Source organism: Bacteroides sp. AM44-19, from assembly GCF_003603395.1.
GTDB lineage: Bacteria > Bacteroidota > Bacteroidia > Bacteroidales > Bacteroidaceae > Bacteroides > Bacteroides uniformis.
The window spans coordinates 199784-215578 of the sequence record NZ_QTNB01000001.1 but is presented as its reverse complement, the minus strand read 5'-3'; the positions used below and the strand labels follow the sequence as shown (position 1 = coordinate 215578).

The window sequence follows — 15795 nt, the reverse complement described above, 5'->3', positions numbered from 1 at the left end:
AGGACATTGTAAGTGAGTTGGAGTACAAAGATGTTGCTTTTTTGAGCGAAATTCAATAGAGAATTGTGAAAAAATTATGAATATATTAATAGACTTTACACAAATTCCCATACAAAAAGTTGGGGTTGGAGTTTATGCAAGAGAAACGTTCCTTGAATTATTACGTGGCACAAATAATAAGTATTACTGTTTAGTTCAAGATGATGACAAAGATATGTTGAATACCTTAAAGTCAAGCAAAATAATCTTCGTCAAATCTAAGTGGTTTAGATTTTTTTTCTTTAGATTCTTCTTAGAGCAGTTCTATATACCATGGATTTGTTATAAATATAAAATTAATATTGTCCATAGTTTGCATTACAGTTTTCCTTTAATTCCATTGAGGGCTAAGAAAGTTGTTACCATTCATGATTTAACCTTCTTTATATATCCAAAAGCGCATACAATCTTTAAGAGGTATTATTTCAGATTTTTTATTCGGTTTGCATGTCGATTTGCAGACGAAATTATATGTGTGTCTAACTCAACATTAAATGATTTAAATCTACACATAAAGCCAATTAAATCTGAAACTCAAGTTATTCCCTTAGCTTGTGAGCAACCAAAAGTTTTTGATCTTGAATCGATAAATAATACAAAGGCGAAGTTTGGCTTGCATAGAAAATATTTATTATTTATCGGAACACTGGAGCCACGAAAAAATATAGTCAACTTATTGATTGCTTTTGAAAAAATAGTAAAAAATGACAGTTCTATTGACTTGGTAATTGTTGGCAAAAAAGGCTGGTTTTATAACGATACTTTGACTAAGGTTCAAGAGCTTAACATAGCCAATCGTGTGATTTTTACAGGCTTTGTTACTACTGAAGAAAAGTTTATTATATTGTCAGGTGCGTATGCTTTCATTTATCCTTCTATTTATGAGGGATTTGGTCTTCCTGTTTTGGAGTCTATTACGTACAACATCCCTACAGTAACAAGTAATATCTCTTCATTACCAGAAGTGGTTGGACAAGCAGCAATATTGATAAACCCCAATAATATTGATAGTATATACAATGCTCTTAAAGAAGTGTTATATAATGAAGATACAAGATTGGTATTAGCTGAAAGATGCTCTAAGCAAGCAAAAAAATTCTCATGGGAAATCACTGCTAAAATGACAGAAAATGTGTATGATAAATATCAAGTTGTTAAATGAGAACTGTGAAAGCTTTATATTATCAATGCATATTAAAAGCATTTACATATCTGGGAGAAATAAAAGAAAGCAGTAGGTAGATTTCGAAAAGAGTATCTCGATGTTTTTTAGTAGTGCTTTATCATAGAGAGTTTTACTATCCTATTACAGTTGATAATTGGGGCTTAGTGTGTGTACTTTAGAATGATTCCCCCCCTTTTTCTATCCAGCTATCTTTTTTATTTAATCGTTTGATTTTTTCACTCAAACGAAAGATACTGTAGTTTTTTTGTATAATGAAGTTTTCCCCTTTTTGAAGAAAATAAATGTTATGAAACTTTCTTTTGTCATTGTTGAATACCATTCAGTGGAGGATATTTTGGCTTGTTCTTCATCCATACAAGAGAATATGGAAAAGACATCTTATCAATTTGAGATAATAGTATCCTCTAATTCATTGTATAATTCCGAAAAGCGGAAACAATTACTTGCTGTACATTCTCTATGTAAATGGATTTTTAATGCTGAAAATGGTGGCTTTGCTTATGCAATGAACCAAGGATTAAAAGTGGCTACCGGAGATATTTTGGTGATTATGAATCCTGATGTAAGATTGAAGTCAGGGATTGGAGAGATGGTTGAATATTTCGCAGCCCATGAAAAAATTGGACTGATAGCTCCTATGATTAGAAATACATTGGGTGACATACAAGATAGCTATCGTCATTTTATTACACCATGGCGTTTCTTGGTTAGACATTTGGTTAGAGTTATTGGGCAAAAAAAATTAAAGAAGTATGATAATCCGGTGAATATGGATTGGGTCTGTGGAGCATTTATGATGATGTCTCGTGCATCGTATACCTTTGCAAAAGGTCTGGATGATGGTTATTTCCTTTACTGTGAAGATATGGACTTATGCAAGAGAATGTGGTTGGGAGGTTATAAGGTAATTTATTATCCGATGGCTGAAATAGAGTACGAAGGAACACGTTCTGCAAGATACTCACTGAAGTATGCTCTTGTATTTCTCAAATCTTTATTAAGATATTGGAGGAAGTTTGGCTGTATTGGTTAAAGATTAAGAGTTCTTAATTTTGCATCTGAAGTTGAGACGATTTATATGGGCTGATTAAGGTGCTTGTAGAAAAGGGTAGTTAGGGATTTATCATTTGGCTATATCTATAGCTGATATACAACAAGATATTCATTCTAAATTGAGAAAGATAGCTCCTGCTTTTTTGAGCGATATGGTGAGGATATGTACTATATTCAACTCAATCCTAATGCATGTGGCATTTCTTTTGAAAAAAATATTGAAAAGGTTTACTTTTTCAAGTGTATCACTAACAGCCATGTTCTCGGTTAATATCTTTTATAGAATATTTTCATGAATATACTTATTACCGGAATCCACGGTTTTGTGGGTTCCAATCTTGTTGTGGCTTTGAAGGAAAGCCATACCCTTTATGGGTTGGATATCATTACTCCCGAAAAGGAGGGTGTGACAAAGACTTTTTCTTGGAAGGATATTGAAACTATTTCTTTCCCAATGCAGAATCTTCCTAAATTTGATGCCATTATTCATCTGGCAGGCAAGGCGCATGATACGAAGAATCAGTCTGCCGCTCAGGTATATTTTGATATCAATACTGGATTGACTCAGAAGATATTTGATTTCTTTCTGGAATCGTCTGCAAAGAAGTTTGTATTCTTCAGTTCGGTGAAAGCTGCTGCTGATAGTGTATCTGGAGACATACTGACGGAGGACGTAATACCGGCTCCGGTAGGGCCTTATGGAGAAAGTAAGATAAGGGCAGAAGAATACATTTTCTTGGAACTAAAAAGAAGGGAAGAATTGAAGGTGGCTGATGGTAAGCAGGTGTATATCTTGCGTCCCTGCATGATTCATGGTCCCGGCAATAAGGGAAACTTGAATCTGCTTTACAATGTAGTGAAGAAAGGTATTCCCTGGCCGTTGGGAAGTTTTGAGAACAGACGCTCATTTACTTCGATTGACAATCTTTGCTATGTGGTGGAAGGATTGTTGGTGAAAAACGCGGCGAGTGGTATTTATCATATGGGGGATGATGAAGCCTTGTCCACAAATGAGCTGATATCTTTGATGTGTGTAGCTTTGGGGCGCAAGCCGCATATCTGGAGGATGAATAAGCGGATGATGGAGTTTTGTGCCCGCCTTGGAACTTTGCTTCATCTGCCTTTGAATACGGAACGCTTGCAGAAGTTGACGGAGAATTATGTGGTGAGTAATGCGAAGATAAAGGCTGCCCTTGGCATTGACAAAATGCCGGTGAAGGCGGAAGAGGGAATCGTGAAAACGATAAAGTCGTTTGTTACTCATGTTTAACTATTATATACTGTGTTTGTTGTATGTCCATAAAGAGAGTAGATGCTTCGCTATGCTCTGCATGACGGATGCTAATAATATGAATAGGTCCTAATTTCTTACTTAAGATGTATTATTTGACAGTCTTGGTTCTGCTATTTCTGGCAGAACTTTTTTATTTTAAGATAGCAGATAAGTGCAATATCATCGACAAACCTAATGAGCGGAGTTCTCATACTAAAGTGACTTTACGCGGTGGGGGAATTATCTTCTACTTCGGTGCATTGGCTTATTTTCTGGCGAGTGGTTTTGACTACTTTTGGTTTATGCTGGCATTGACTTTGGTGACGTTCATCAGTTTTGTGGATGATATAAAATCCACCGGACAAATGACAAGACTGCTTTTCCATTTCTCTGCCATGACCTTGATGTTTTATCAGTGGGGGCTGTTTTCCTTGTCTTGGTGGTGGATAGTCATTGCCTTGATAGTCTGTACGGGCATCATCAATGCCTACAACTTTATGGATGGCATTAACGGTATAACCGGTGGTTATTCTCTGGTTATTCTTGCTGCGTTGGCCTATATCAATAAAGAGGTAGTGACTTTTGTGGAAGCGGATTTTATCTATACCGTTATCTGTTCTGTTCTTGTCTTCTGCTTCTTTAATTTTCGTAAGAAAGCCAAGTGCTTTGCCGGTGATGTGGGTTCCGTGAGTATTGCTTTTATCCTTCTTTTCCTGATAGGCAGGCTCATCATTGAAACGGAAGATTTCAGTTGGATAGCCCTTTTATCCGTTTACGGTGTAGACAGTGTTCTGACTATCATCCACCGTCTGATGCTTCATGAGAATATCGGCTTGCCGCATCGCAAACATCTGTATCAGATAATGGCGAATGAACTGAAAGTTCCTCATGTAATGGTTTCTTCTATTTACATGGCAGTGCAGGCAATCATAATCGTAGGATATATAATGTGTTTAGGTTACGGTTATTGGTATTTGGCAGGTATAATTCTTTTGCTTTGTTTTCTTTATATCTGCTTTATGAAGAAGTATTTCGGATTGCACTAGTCGACGTGAGTAATACTGAAATGATGATTAGTAGAATAATGAAAGGCGATGGAGACTAAAATCTCCATCGCCTTTCGTCTTTTTTTGAAATATAAATCGTACCTTTGTGATACACCAATCAGGTTATAATAACATGGAACAGATGCGTAAACTGCCGATAGGCATACAGACTTTTGATAAACTACGTGAAGGGAATTTTCTTTATGTAGATAAGACGGCTATGATTTATCAAATAGCATCTACTTCTACTCCTTATTTCTTGAGCCGTCCCCGTCGTTTTGGCAAGAGCCTGCTTCTTTCTACCTTTGAAGCCTACTTTCAAGGACGCAAGGATCTGTTTCAAGGTTTGGCCATCGAACAGCTGGAAAAGGAATGGGAAGAATACCCGGTTTTGCACTTGGATTTGAATGCCCGGAAATATGAAGCTGCTGCTGACCTGACGGCTATGCTTAATCAGTATCTGGAGAAATGGGAGCTGCTCTATGGTCAGGAGAAGAAAGACCGTAGTCCGGAAGAGCGTTTTGCTTACGTGATAGAGCAGGCATGCATGCAGACAGGAAAGCAGGTTGTTGTGCTGATTGATGAGTATGACAAGCCATTGCTTCAAGCGGTCTTGGATGAGAACTTGCTGGATGAGTATCGGAAAATATTGAAAGCGTTCTACGGTGTCTTGAAGAGCGCTGACCGTTATCTTCGTTTTGTTTTCCTGACCGGAGTGACCAAGTTTGCGCAAGTAAGTGTGTTCAGTGACTTGAACCAGCTGAATGATATCAGCATGAAGTCTCCTTACGCTGCTTTGTGTGGTATTACCAAAGAGGAGTTGGTGAAAACCTTTCTGCCGGAACTTGAGAGACTGGCTAAACGAAGAGGGATATCCTTACAAGAAGTGATTGATTTGATGGAACGTCAATATGATGGTTATCATTTTCATCCGGAAGGTGTAGGAATGTTCAATCCGTTCAGTGTATTGAATGCTTTTGATGCAGAAGAGATGGGGTACTATTGGTTTCAGACCGGCACACCTACTTACTTGGTTGACTTGCTGAAGCAGAGTGATTACGATATACGTCTATTGATAGATGGAGTGGAAGTGCTGGCTTCCGCTTTCTCTGAATATCGTGCGGAAACAAATAATCCTCTTCCGATGATTTATCAAAGTGGTTATTTGACCATAAAAGGGTATGATGATGATGTGAAGCTATACACTTTAGGCTTTCCGAATGATGAGGTACGTTACGGCTTTCTGAATTTTCTGGTACCCTATTATACCAATGTATCCAATGATGAGACTGGTTTCCACATCGCTAAATTCATGCGTGAATTGAAGAGTGGGGATGTGGAGGCGTTTATGGAGCGTCTTAAGATATTCTTCTCCGGTATTCCGTACGAGTTGAGTGATGATACGGAACGTCATTATCAGGTTATTTTTCATGTAGTGTTTACTTTGCTGGGACAGTTCATCCGGTCCGAGGTTCGTAGCAGCCGCGGCCGTGCGGATGCAGTAGTTCATACCCCTACCGCTATTTATGTTTTTGAGTTCAAACTGGACGGTACAGCCGACGCAGCTCTGAAACAAATAGATGAGAAGGGGTATCTGATTCCTTATACCTTGGATGGCAGGAAATTAGTGAAAGTAGGTGTGAACTTCAGTAAAGAAACACGGAATATTGATGAATATATTGTCGTAAAGGAATAGGAACGAACAATCCTATATACGGAAAAGGCGATGGAGAATCAAATCTTCATCGCCTTTTCCATATATAGTATTTCATTTTATTTCTTCATCCTCAGTACCCGTATTCCCGTCCACTTATTATTGTCTTTCAGCATTTGGGACAAGGGGACTTTGGAGACGACCACTTTCTTGTCGGTAGAGGAAGCGTGTACCAGCAGGAGTTTGCTATCCGCATAGAAAGCGATTCCCATGTGGGCTACATCCAGCCCCGGAGTGTTGGTGGTGATGGCTATGATATCGCCGTCTTTAATCCACGGGAGACCATCGGCGGGAAGTTTGGCTTTGGGAAGATAGTGAATTTCCTTGCCGGACAAGGATTGTTCAATCTTTTTCATTTTGGCTACGTTTTCCGGAGAATTTGCCAGCTGCTTGTAGAGTTGGGGGTGGGAAGACATGTAGGAGATGGACAACCGTTCGGTGTCGGGACTCATGGCGCCCGTTACATCCTGAAGGAAGCCGTTGCGTACGCCATTGTTTATCCAGTCGGCAATATAATGCAGGCGGGAAGTGTACCCGTCGATTTTACCGTCACGGTAACGGATTTTTTGCAGGTTATCGGCGAAAGCGCTTTCCGAGATGTCTCCGTCGGCCAATTTGGGGGTGAGTGTCTCTGCCAGCACATATTCCACCAGCGTGGTGCAGTCTACCTCATCGCAGTTGATGACGAGTTCTTCGGGACCATCTGCTTCCAGCGTATGGGCTACGTATGGCACATCCAGATACTTTATTCCATTGCTCAACATATCTTTCCCTCCCTGGGCAGAAACGGAAGTTACCATGGCTGCGGCGCAGAGGGCGCTGAACATAAATTTAGTCATTGTTTTCATTTTTCTCTCTTTTGATTATTATTGTTCTTGAACGTAAAAAGGATGCAGCAAATTTACTACATCCTTTTTATAAAAGCTTAATCCGGAGGGATTAAATTCAATATTGCCGGATTAAATATTTATAATCCTCCTTTTTATCGAACGGAACAAGGGTAAAACCGTATTCGATGGCATTCTCCTTGCCCGGACGAATCAGATAGGGTTCATGGGCTGTTGCACCCCAACTGTCGTCTCCACCGACACCCATCATGCGGTAATCAATGAATAAATCGACCATCTTTTCCGGCAGAGGGTCGGTGAGATGGCGGTGATGGGTCTTTTCGGTACGCGGAGCGCCGTTGTCAATCGTATCGCCGCTGTCCATACTTTCCAGGGGATAGTTGGAGGCGTTCAGCTCAAAGGTGCGGTCGGCGATGAGCAGCAGGCCCCGTTGCGTCTTATCGGTAAAGGCACACCAATAGATATCTGTGCGATGGTTGTTCTCTTGTGGGCGGACATACGGCTCGTACATGTTCTTGACCGGGATGGCATACTCTCCGATGAACTGGGAGGTACGGCGGTCTCGGTAATTCTCTTTCGGACCGCGACCGTAGTAGGTCAAGTCTGTAAAGCTTTCCGGTAACTGCATCCGCAGGCCTACACGCGGTATCATCGGAGCTTGGTCTCCTTCGGCCATGAACCGGTTGTCTACCTTGATGACTCCGCTGGCATATATCTTATAGGTGATGTCCCAACGGGCGTCTGTCTGCGGAAAACGGTAGGTCACCTTTACTGTCGTGGCATTGCTGCCCGGAGTCACTTGGAAACTTTCGGCTTTTGGTTCCTGGTAGCTTGCCTCTTTCCAGGCTTTGAGGCGGACGGGGAGGTTGGCTCCATAATCATTGTCCGTCGGTGCACGCCAGAAGAATGGCCGGGGACCCTGACCGTTCAGTATGTACTCGTGTTTCTTGTACAAATAGGAGGTGAGCAGGCCGCTTTGCTTGTCGAAGGTGGCTTTGAAGTCGGGACCGGAGAACGCCACCAAATTTCCCTCTTCCTTAGAAGTGGCGGGCTGCTGTGCCGTAGCCTCTTTCTTGTAGAAAGTATGGACGTAGGTCTGTTCGCGTGCAATGACCGTGCCGGCCGGGAGGAAAGGTTCTGCCGTCTTGATGGCTGCATAGAACTCGATGCGTACATCTCCCGTTGTCTGTTTCTCTTTGGGGATGCCGTTCAGAAAGCCGGTGGTTACCGTCTTGCCCGGTGCGGCATGGATATTTTCAATCTTGCCACGGTAGACTTCCTTTCCGTGGTCGCGTATGATGTAGTAGAAGTCGTACTTGTCGAGATTGGTGAAGGAGAAATCATTGCGGATTTTCACGGTAGAAGTCTGCTTGTCGAAGTCGAGGAACTTGATGTTCTGGTAGACCTTCCCCATCTCTTCCGTCTGCGGCTTGACACTGCGGTCGGGATATACCACGCCGTTGATGCAGAAATTGCCATCGGAGGGGGTACCGTTCTCGCCATAGTCGCCGCCATAGGCCCAGTATTTGCGCCCGTCGTCTGTCTTGGCGGCAAAGCCCTGGTCTACCCAATCCCAGACACAGCCACCCTGGAGGATGGGATATTTTTCGATGATGTCCCAATACTCCTGGAAGTTGCCGAGGCTGTTGCCCATGGCATGGGCATACTCGCAAAGAATGAGGGGACGCGTCATCTCCTTGTTCCGAGCATACTTTTCCAGATAGGAAGGGGAAGCGTACATCGGGCAGTAGATGTCCGTATTCCATTCCAACAGTGCGCGTTCATACTGGATGGGGCGGCTGTCGAGCGTCTTCAAGGTGTTGTAGGTAACGTAGAAATTCAATCCGTTTCCGGCTTCGTTGCCCAGCGACCAGATGATGACTGACGGATGGTTCTTGTCCCGTTCGTACATATTCATGGTACGGTCGAGGTGGGCATTCATGAAGAGCGGATTGTTTCCCAGCGTGCCGCCTACACGCAGGTCGTAACCCATGCCGTGGCTTTCGATATTGGCTTCGTCGATGACGTAGATACCATATTCGTCACAGAGTTCGTAGAAACGTTCCTGCTGGGGATAATGGCAAGTGCGTACGGTATTGACATTGTATCTCTTCCAAAGCTCGAAGTCTTTCTTCATCAGTTCTTCGGAGACATAGTGACCGGTATTCTCGTTGTGTTCGTGATAGTTCACGCCTTTCACGAGGATAGGTTGTCCGTTTACCAACAGTTGTTTGTCCTTGATTTCCACTGTGCGGAATCCTACTTTGCAGCTTGTCGCTTCAATCACATCTCCATTCGGGCGCTTTAGGCTGATGACGAGGGTATAGAGGTTGGGCGTTTCGGCTGTCCATTGCAGGGGTTCCTGGATGGTCTTCTTGGTGAATTCCACTTCCGTTTGGTCACCGCTGACCTGAGTAGAGGACTGGGCTATCTGCTGGTCGTTCTTGTCCAGCAGGCGGTAACCAACGACAAATGGGGAATTTTGTCCGCTTTCATTGGTAAACTGCACCTTTACCTTGAGGATACCATTCCGGTAGTTCTCATCCAAAGGAGACTCCACCTTGAAGTCCGTGAGATGGATTTGAGGCTGGGCATATAAGTAAATGTCCCGTTCGATACCACTGATGCGCCAGAAGTCCTGGCATTCCAGATAGTTGGCATCGGAAAAGCGGTGTATCTGAATGGCAATGACATTCTTCCCTTTCTTGGCAATGGCGCTGACGTTGAAACGCGCCGGAGTCTTTGCATCTTTACTCATGCCTACAAACTTGCCGTTGAGGTAGTAGAAGGCTGCCCCGCGTACGCCGTCGGCACTCAGGAAAATTTCCTTATCGTCCCAGTCTCCCGGAAGAGTGAACTCGCGGCGGTAGGTGCCGGTGGGATTCCATTCTTGGGGAACGTATGGAGGATTGGGCTTGTCCCAATAAGGAGGATAGCCCGAAGAACAGAATTCATAAGGCTGGTTCACATAGATGGGCGTACCGAATCCCTGCAACTCCCAGTTTCCGGGTACATTGATGTCCGGCCAGCGGCTGGCGTCCACACGGTCCATCATGAAGTCCGTGGGGCGGTCGGCGAAGGTTTCCACGTAATGGAATTTCCATTTCCCGTTAAGGGACAAGCGGAAGGTTCCGTTCTTGCGGTCATTGATGACGGCATCAGCCTCCGTGACGTAGGAGGTGAACGTGCTGCGGGCAGGCTCCCGGTTGATGCTTGTCAGCTTGGGGTTGGTAATCTCTTCGTAGCGATTGTTCTCCTGAGCAGTCAGGGCAAAGGGAAACGCTGCGAGGCAAGTGAGTAAAAAATACTTTTTATTCATAATTGCTTTTATTTCTTTGTGGTAGGTTCAGAGACCGGGAATACGAGCCCTTCACGCAACCACTTCTCCAGTTCTTCCGTCCATTGACGCTTGTAGGTGAAGTTGTCCCGGAATCCCCAGCCATGTCCGCCGGTAGGGTAGGCATGCAGGCTGGCAGGCACTTTGTGGTCACGCAAGGCGAGGAAATAGCCAATGCCGTTGATGGGTGGCACTGCGTCGTCGTCCGAAGAAAGCATGATAAAAGCCTGCGGAGTGCGTGGGGATACTTGTCTTTCGAGGGAGTATTTTTGTTCCAGCTCCTGAGATGGATTTTCTCCGATAAGGTTCTTACGGGAACCTCCATGGGTAACGCCTTTCTGCATGGAAATCACCGGATAGAACAAGATCTGGAAGTCGGGACGGGTCTTGTCACTGCTGTATAGTGTGGCAAGCGAAGCTGCCAGATGGCCGCCGGCAGAAGCGCCCATGATGCCTACACGCTGAGGATTGACACCCCATTCGGCGGCATGTTCGCGTACCATGCGGATGGCTTGTTCGGCATCGGAAAGGGGCACTTCATGGTGCCCGTTGGGCATACGGTATTTCAGTACTGCATAGGTGATGCCTTGTGTGTTGAACCAGGGAGCCATGTCGTGTCCCTCGTGCTTCATGGCCAGCCCCCCGTAGCCGCCTCCCGGACACATGATGATGGCCATGCCGTTGGGGTGGGAGGCAGGGTACACCGTAAGGGTAGGGGTGGTGACATCGGACACCCATTCGTTGTTATGGTTCTGTCCGGAATTGGTCAGTTCGTTGTTATTGGGGGCACCGTTGGGCCATAGGGGCAGCTCAACGGGCTTTTGTGCAGATAACATGGTCGCTGCAAATAGAAAAGATAAAAGTAGAATCTTTTTCATGTTCTTGGTATTTAAAAGTTATTTGGTTTTCATGGAAGCTTTGATGAGGTAGAATATCAGAATGGCATAAGCACCCAGCGCCAGCACTTCGGACCAGGTGTTCTGTAACCATGCATCGTTTACGAGGTTGATTCCTCCGAAACGCATGGCAGCACTTGCCACACCCATCAATGCACCGCCGGCAATGAAACCGGAGGCAAGCAGGGTACCTTTCTCCCCGCGTTCGGCATTGAGAGCGGCATCCTTGCTGCGGCTGGTCACGTACCAGTTGATGGCACCGCCCACTACCAACGGGACATTCAGTTCCAATGGGATGAACATACCCAATGCAAATGCCAGTGCGGGAATCTTGCAGAAATTGAGGATGACGGCCAGCACTGCACCGATACCGTAGAGCGGCCAGGGCGCACCCACACCGTTCATCAGAGGTTCGATAACGGCCGCCATGGCATTGGCTTGCGGAGCGGCCAGCTGTCCGCTGGTGAAACCGTATGTCTTGTTTAGGATAATCATTACACCACCTACGGTAGCGGCAGAAACGATGGTTCCGAGGAACTTCCAGGTCTCCTGCTTGGCAGGCGTGCTACCCAGCCAGTAACCGATTTTCAAGTCTGTGATGAAGCCTCCCGCCATGGACAGTGCCGTACATACAACACCGCCCATCACCAGTGCCGCAACCATCCCTTCGGGACCTTTCAGCCCTACGGCTACCATGACTACGGATGCCAGGATTAATGTCATCAGCGTCATTCCGGATACGGGGTTTGTGCCCACAATCGCAATGGCATTGGCTGCCACGGTGGTGAACAGGAAAGCGATACCTGCAACAAGCAGGATAGCTACAATGGTATGTGTCAAGTTGCCCTGCATCACATCGAAGTAGAAGAAGAGAACAACCAGCAGCAGCGTGATGATGGAACCGATGGCGATAATCTTCATAGAGATGTCCCGCTGTGTGCGTTTCACACTGGCTTCCACGTTGGACTTACCTCCCATTTCCTTGGCAGCCAGTCCTACGGCACTCTTGATGATGCCCCAAGACTTGATAATGCCGATGATACCTGCCATGGCAATGCCACCGATACCGATGCTCTTGGCATAGTATTTGAAGATTTCTTCCGGAGCCATAGCGCCTATGGTTGCCGTGATTTCGGGGTTCCATTGGTTCAGTACGGAATCTCCCCAAATCATGGACATACCGGGGATGATAATCCACCATACGGCCAGTGAGCCGGCACAGATGATGGACGCGTATTTCAGTCCCACAATATAACCCAGACCGAGCACGGCAGCACCCGTATTAACCTTGAATACCAGCTTGGCTTTCTCGGCCAGCATTTCGCCGAAGCCGCATACGCGGGTAGTGAAATTCTCGTTCCACCAGCCGAAGGTTGCCACGATGAAGTCGTATAGACCTCCGATAATACCAGCCATGAGTAATGGTTTTGCCTGGCTGCCGCCCTTTTCACCGGAGACGAGCACTTGTGTGGTGGCTGTCGCCTCGGGGAAGGGATACTTGCCGTGCATGTCGCTCACGAAATATTTGCGGAAGGGGATAAGGAAGAGAATACCCAGCACACCTCCCAGCAGGGAACTGATAAAGACTTGTGCAAAGGTGACGGTGATTTCTTTCGGATAGGTCTCTTGGAGAATATAGAGTGCCGGAAGGGTGAAGATGGCACCTGCCACGATGACGCCCGAGCTGGCACCGATAGACTGGATAATGACGTTTTCGCCCAATGCGTTTTTGCGTTTGGCGGCACCCGATACGCCGACGGCAATGATGGCGATGGGGATGGCGGCTTCGAATACTTGTCCCACCTTCAGCCCCAGATAGGCGGCTGCGGCCGAAAAGAGGATGGCCATCAGAATACCCCATGTCACCGACCAGGCATTTACTTCTGAATACTTCTTATCCGGGCTCATCAGAGGGTTGTACACTTCTCCCGGTTTCAATTCACGGAACGCATTTTCCGGTAGTCCGGTAATAGGTTCTTCTTCTTGTTTCATAGGTTTTGTAGTTTTATGTTTTTCTTTAATAGACTTCAAAGATAGTGCAAACCGAATGCTGGATAAAATGAGCAAGCTCATTATTATTCTGCTGAGGTGCAGCCTATCTTCGCATTTTAGGCAAAGAAAGCAAAAAAAAAGGAGATTTAAAAAAATCTCCTTAATTCTGTATGGTAAAATGCTTATTTGGCATCTTTAGCGGTCATGTCCCCTTCGATAAATAATCGCATGATTTCCGTTTTGGCATTGGTGCGCAGGGTAATGGATTTCTTGAAGTGTCCGGGGTATCTTCCGGTTCCATTATAAGTTACTTTCACTGTTCCAGTCTTTCCCGGTGCTATCGGTTCTTGTGAATATTCGGGAACGGTACATCCGCAGGAAGCTACAGCCTGATGGATGACAAGCGGAGCATCGCCTACGTTCGTAAACTTAAAGGTGTAGCTGACCACAGGACTGTTTTCGGAGAATGTGCCGAAGTTGTGGGTGGTCTGTTCGAATTTGATGTCTGCCTTTCCTTGTGCATAGGCATAACCGATGCTCATAACCAGCAGCATCATATAAAAAACGACTTTCTTCATGTTCTTATCTTTTTTATATTTCAACGGCGCAAAGGTAACCCATTTTCATTAAAATAATGCCTATGGCGTGCGAAATTGTATTAAATCGGGCTCAAAAGGTCTCTGTACGAATGATAAGCAGGGAAAAATAGGGGAAGCGGATGGTCGCTATCCGCTTGCTGTCATTGATATACTTCTCTTCCGGAGTGCCTACATTCTCAAAATAGTGATACCGGTATTCGGGATGCAGGCAGATGCAGCGGTGAATCTCATCGGTGCATCTGGACAGCTTCATGATGACAACCGCACTGTTTTCGCTTGTCAGTTTCTCTATCTCTTCTGTCGTAGTAATGCCGGGTATCACCGTCAGCCGCTCTTCCTGGCTGGCCACATGGAGCCCGCCCAGTGCGCCGGCGGCAATGAAGGCAGGGATACCGGGGATGTGCTTCACGGGGATGCCGTCTGCCTGCAGTTTGTCATATACATAATGTATGGAAGAGTAGAATCCGGCATCTCCTTCGGCAACGATACAGACCTTCTTTCCTTGTTGCCGGAGGGTGGAGCTCTCCATATAGACCTCGTCGTAGGCGCTCAGGGCTTTTTCGCGCTGTTTGCTCATGGGGAGTGGAAAGCGGTGCACCGTGTTTTCCGGAATGTCGAGTTGCAATAGGATGTCGGCTGCGCGTGAAACTCTGTTTCCATCTTTGGCCAGTGTCTCGGGACAGAATATACAGTCGGCTGTCTGCAGGGCTTTCAAGCCTTTTACGGTAATCAGTTCCGGTTCGCCGGGACCGAGAGATACAAATATGACGGGGAACATTTGCATGAAGACATTAAAGGTTAAAAATTAAAGAACAGCAAAACGGCTACAAAAGTGGGGAAATAATCAGTAGCAAACAAGATATTCGCTATCTTTGTTATTTACTAAAACAATCTGTTTTTTATGGATTATCAACTGAACACCCGCTTGAATGGCAACATAGCCATGACTTCCAGCTACCATGAGCGTGCGTCGCTGCAACGTGACAAGACTCTGTATAAATTCATTTGGGTACAGAGCGGTACGCTGACTCTGGAAATAGACCATATCCCCATGCGCCTGGAAAAGGATGAAATCGTGACCTTGACCCCGTTGCATCACCTGGAGGTAAAAGAGGTGGACGGTGAATACCTGACGTTTGTATTCAACAGCAATTTTTATTGCATCTATGGACATGACAACGAGGTCTCTTGCAATGGATTCCTTTTTTATGGCTCTTCCAAGGTGATGAAACTGGCACTTTCTGCCGGGCAGTCTTCCAACTTGCATGACATAGTCCGCATTTTCCGGCAGGAATCGGTCATCCATGACAACTTGCAGGAGGAGATGCTGCGGATTGTCTTGAAACGTTTCATCATTACCTGCACACGCATTGCGCGCCAGCGTTTTGGGGTGGGGCAGGAGAAGGAAAAGACGTTTGACATCATCCGGCAGTATTACGTATTAGTGGACCGGCATTTCAAGGAGAAGAAGCAAGTGCAGGATTATGCCGATATTCTTTGCCGTTCTCCCAAGACACTTTCCAATCTGTTCTCGACCTGCGGGTTGCCTTCCCCTTTACGGGTGATTCATGACCGCATTGAGGCAGAAGCCATGAGATTGCTGCTGTATACCCACAAAAGCGCTAAGGAAATCAGCTCCATTCTGGGCTTCGAAGACTTGTCCGCGTTCAGCCGTTTTTTCAAGAAAATGACCGGCGAGAGTGTCTCGGACTACCGGAAAAGAGTGAAACGGGAATAATTGCCAACTGTTGCGGAATAATTGCCATTTCGTACGTGGTGGAAAACAAGGAACTTTGCAAAAACAAAAATCAA

General features: G+C 45.5%; 12 protein-coding genes. 6 read left to right on the top strand and 6 right to left on the bottom strand.

Going from position 1 to position 15795, the window contains the following annotated elements; translation table 11 throughout:
* Positions 1-76 precede the first annotated feature (76 nt).
* The 5 genes from DW947_RS01025 (at position 77) to DW947_RS01000 (ending at position 6293) form a co-directional block, all read left to right on the top strand.
* On the top strand, positions 77-1201 hold the full coding sequence (locus DW947_RS01025; RefSeq protein ID WP_117713483.1) for a glycosyltransferase family 4 protein: 1125 nt from the start codon (positions 77-79) through the stop codon (positions 1199-1201).
* Positions 1202-1511: 310 nt separating this feature from the next.
* Entirely contained in the window at positions 1512-2258 is a 747-nt protein-coding gene (locus DW947_RS01020; protein WP_117713517.1) for a glycosyltransferase, read from the top strand.
* Positions 2259-2570: 312 nt separating this feature from the next.
* Positions 2571-3548 carry an NAD-dependent epimerase/dehydratase family protein gene (locus tag DW947_RS01010; RefSeq protein ID WP_117713484.1) on the top strand — a complete coding sequence of 326 codons (978 nt, stop codon included), beginning with the start codon at positions 2571-2573 and terminating at the stop codon, positions 3546-3548.
* Positions 3549-3655: 107 nt separating this feature from the next.
* Complete coding sequence (locus DW947_RS01005) at positions 3656-4597, top strand: MraY family glycosyltransferase (protein ID WP_117713485.1); 942 nt, start codon at positions 3656-3658, stop codon at positions 4595-4597.
* Positions 4598-4730: 133 nt separating this feature from the next.
* On the top strand, positions 4731-6293 hold the full coding sequence (locus tag DW947_RS01000) for an ATP-binding protein (RefSeq protein ID WP_117713486.1): 1563 nt from the start codon (positions 4731-4733) through the stop codon (positions 6291-6293).
* A gap of 77 nt (positions 6294-6370) precedes the next feature.
* On the opposite strand, the gene DW947_RS00995 is transcribed toward DW947_RS01000, so the two are convergent.
* From DW947_RS00995 to DW947_RS00970, 6 genes are all read right to left on the bottom strand, one after another.
* Positions 6371-7159 carry an N-acetylmuramoyl-L-alanine amidase-like domain-containing protein gene (locus DW947_RS00995; protein WP_057087726.1) on the bottom strand — a complete coding sequence of 263 codons (789 nt, stop codon included), beginning with the start codon at positions 7157-7159 and terminating at the stop codon, positions 6371-6373.
* A 97-nt stretch (positions 7160-7256) separates the two neighbouring features.
* On the bottom strand, positions 7257-10478 hold the full coding sequence (locus tag DW947_RS00990) for a glycoside hydrolase family 2 TIM barrel-domain containing protein (protein WP_119958421.1): 3222 nt from the start codon (positions 10476-10478) through the stop codon (positions 7257-7259).
* Between the two features lie 8 nt (positions 10479-10486).
* On the bottom strand, positions 10487-11374 hold the full coding sequence (locus tag DW947_RS00985; protein WP_005836645.1) for an alpha/beta hydrolase: 888 nt from the start codon (positions 11372-11374) through the stop codon (positions 10487-10489).
* Between the two features lie 18 nt (positions 11375-11392).
* On the bottom strand, positions 11393-13384 hold the full coding sequence (locus DW947_RS00980; protein WP_087332506.1) for an OPT family oligopeptide transporter: 1992 nt from the start codon (positions 13382-13384) through the stop codon (positions 11393-11395).
* Between the two features lie 182 nt (positions 13385-13566).
* Complete coding sequence (locus tag DW947_RS00975) at positions 13567-13962, bottom strand: DUF1573 domain-containing protein (RefSeq protein ID WP_005836647.1); 396 nt, start codon at positions 13960-13962, stop codon at positions 13567-13569.
* A 91-nt stretch (positions 13963-14053) separates the two neighbouring features.
* Positions 14054-14761, bottom strand: coding sequence for a precorrin-2 C(20)-methyltransferase (locus tag DW947_RS00970; protein WP_172685019.1), 708 nt, complete (start codon positions 14759-14761; stop codon positions 14054-14056).
* Positions 14762-14884: 123 nt separating this feature from the next.
* On the opposite strand from DW947_RS00970, the gene DW947_RS00965 reads away from it, so the two are divergent.
* Positions 14885-15721 (top strand): AraC family transcriptional regulator, encoded by an 837-nt coding sequence (locus DW947_RS00965; protein WP_117962398.1) that lies wholly within the window; start codon positions 14885-14887, stop codon positions 15719-15721.
* The last annotated feature ends 74 nt before the right edge of the window (positions 15722-15795 follow it).

What these genes read in the sequence shown, in the direction of transcription:
- DW947_RS01025 (WP_117713483.1), top strand. Translation starts at nt 77, where the DNA reads ATGAATATATTAATAGACTTTACACAAATTCCCATACAAAAAGTTGGG.
- DW947_RS01020 (WP_117713517.1), top strand. Translation starts at nt 1,512, where the DNA reads ATGAAACTTTCTTTTGTCATTGTTGAATACCATTCAGTGGAGGATATT.
- DW947_RS01010 (WP_117713484.1), top strand. Translation starts at nt 2,571, where the DNA reads ATGAATATACTTATTACCGGAATCCACGGTTTTGTGGGTTCCAATCTT.
- DW947_RS01005 (WP_117713485.1), top strand. Translation starts at nt 3,656, where the DNA reads ATGTATTATTTGACAGTCTTGGTTCTGCTATTTCTGGCAGAACTTTTT.
- DW947_RS01000 (WP_117713486.1), top strand. Translation starts at nt 4,731, where the DNA reads ATGGAACAGATGCGTAAACTGCCGATAGGCATACAGACTTTTGATAAA.
- DW947_RS00995 (WP_057087726.1), bottom strand. Translation starts at nt 7,159, where the DNA reads ATGAAAACAATGACTAAATTTATGTTCAGCGCCCTCTGCGCCGCAGCC.
- DW947_RS00990 (WP_119958421.1), bottom strand. Translation starts at nt 10,478, where the DNA reads ATGAATAAAAAGTATTTTTTACTCACTTGCCTCGCAGCGTTTCCCTTT.
- DW947_RS00985 (WP_005836645.1), bottom strand. Translation starts at nt 11,374, where the DNA reads ATGAAAAAGATTCTACTTTTATCTTTTCTATTTGCAGCGACCATGTTA.
- DW947_RS00980 (WP_087332506.1), bottom strand. Translation starts at nt 13,384, where the DNA reads ATGAAACAAGAAGAAGAACCTATTACCGGACTACCGGAAAATGCGTTC.
- DW947_RS00975 (WP_005836647.1), bottom strand. Translation starts at nt 13,962, where the DNA reads ATGAAGAAAGTCGTTTTTTATATGATGCTGCTGGTTATGAGCATCGGT.
- DW947_RS00970 (WP_172685019.1), bottom strand. Translation starts at nt 14,761, where the DNA reads ATGTTCCCCGTCATATTTGTATCTCTCGGTCCCGGCGAACCGGAACTG.
- DW947_RS00965 (WP_117962398.1), top strand. Translation starts at nt 14,885, where the DNA reads ATGGATTATCAACTGAACACCCGCTTGAATGGCAACATAGCCATGACT.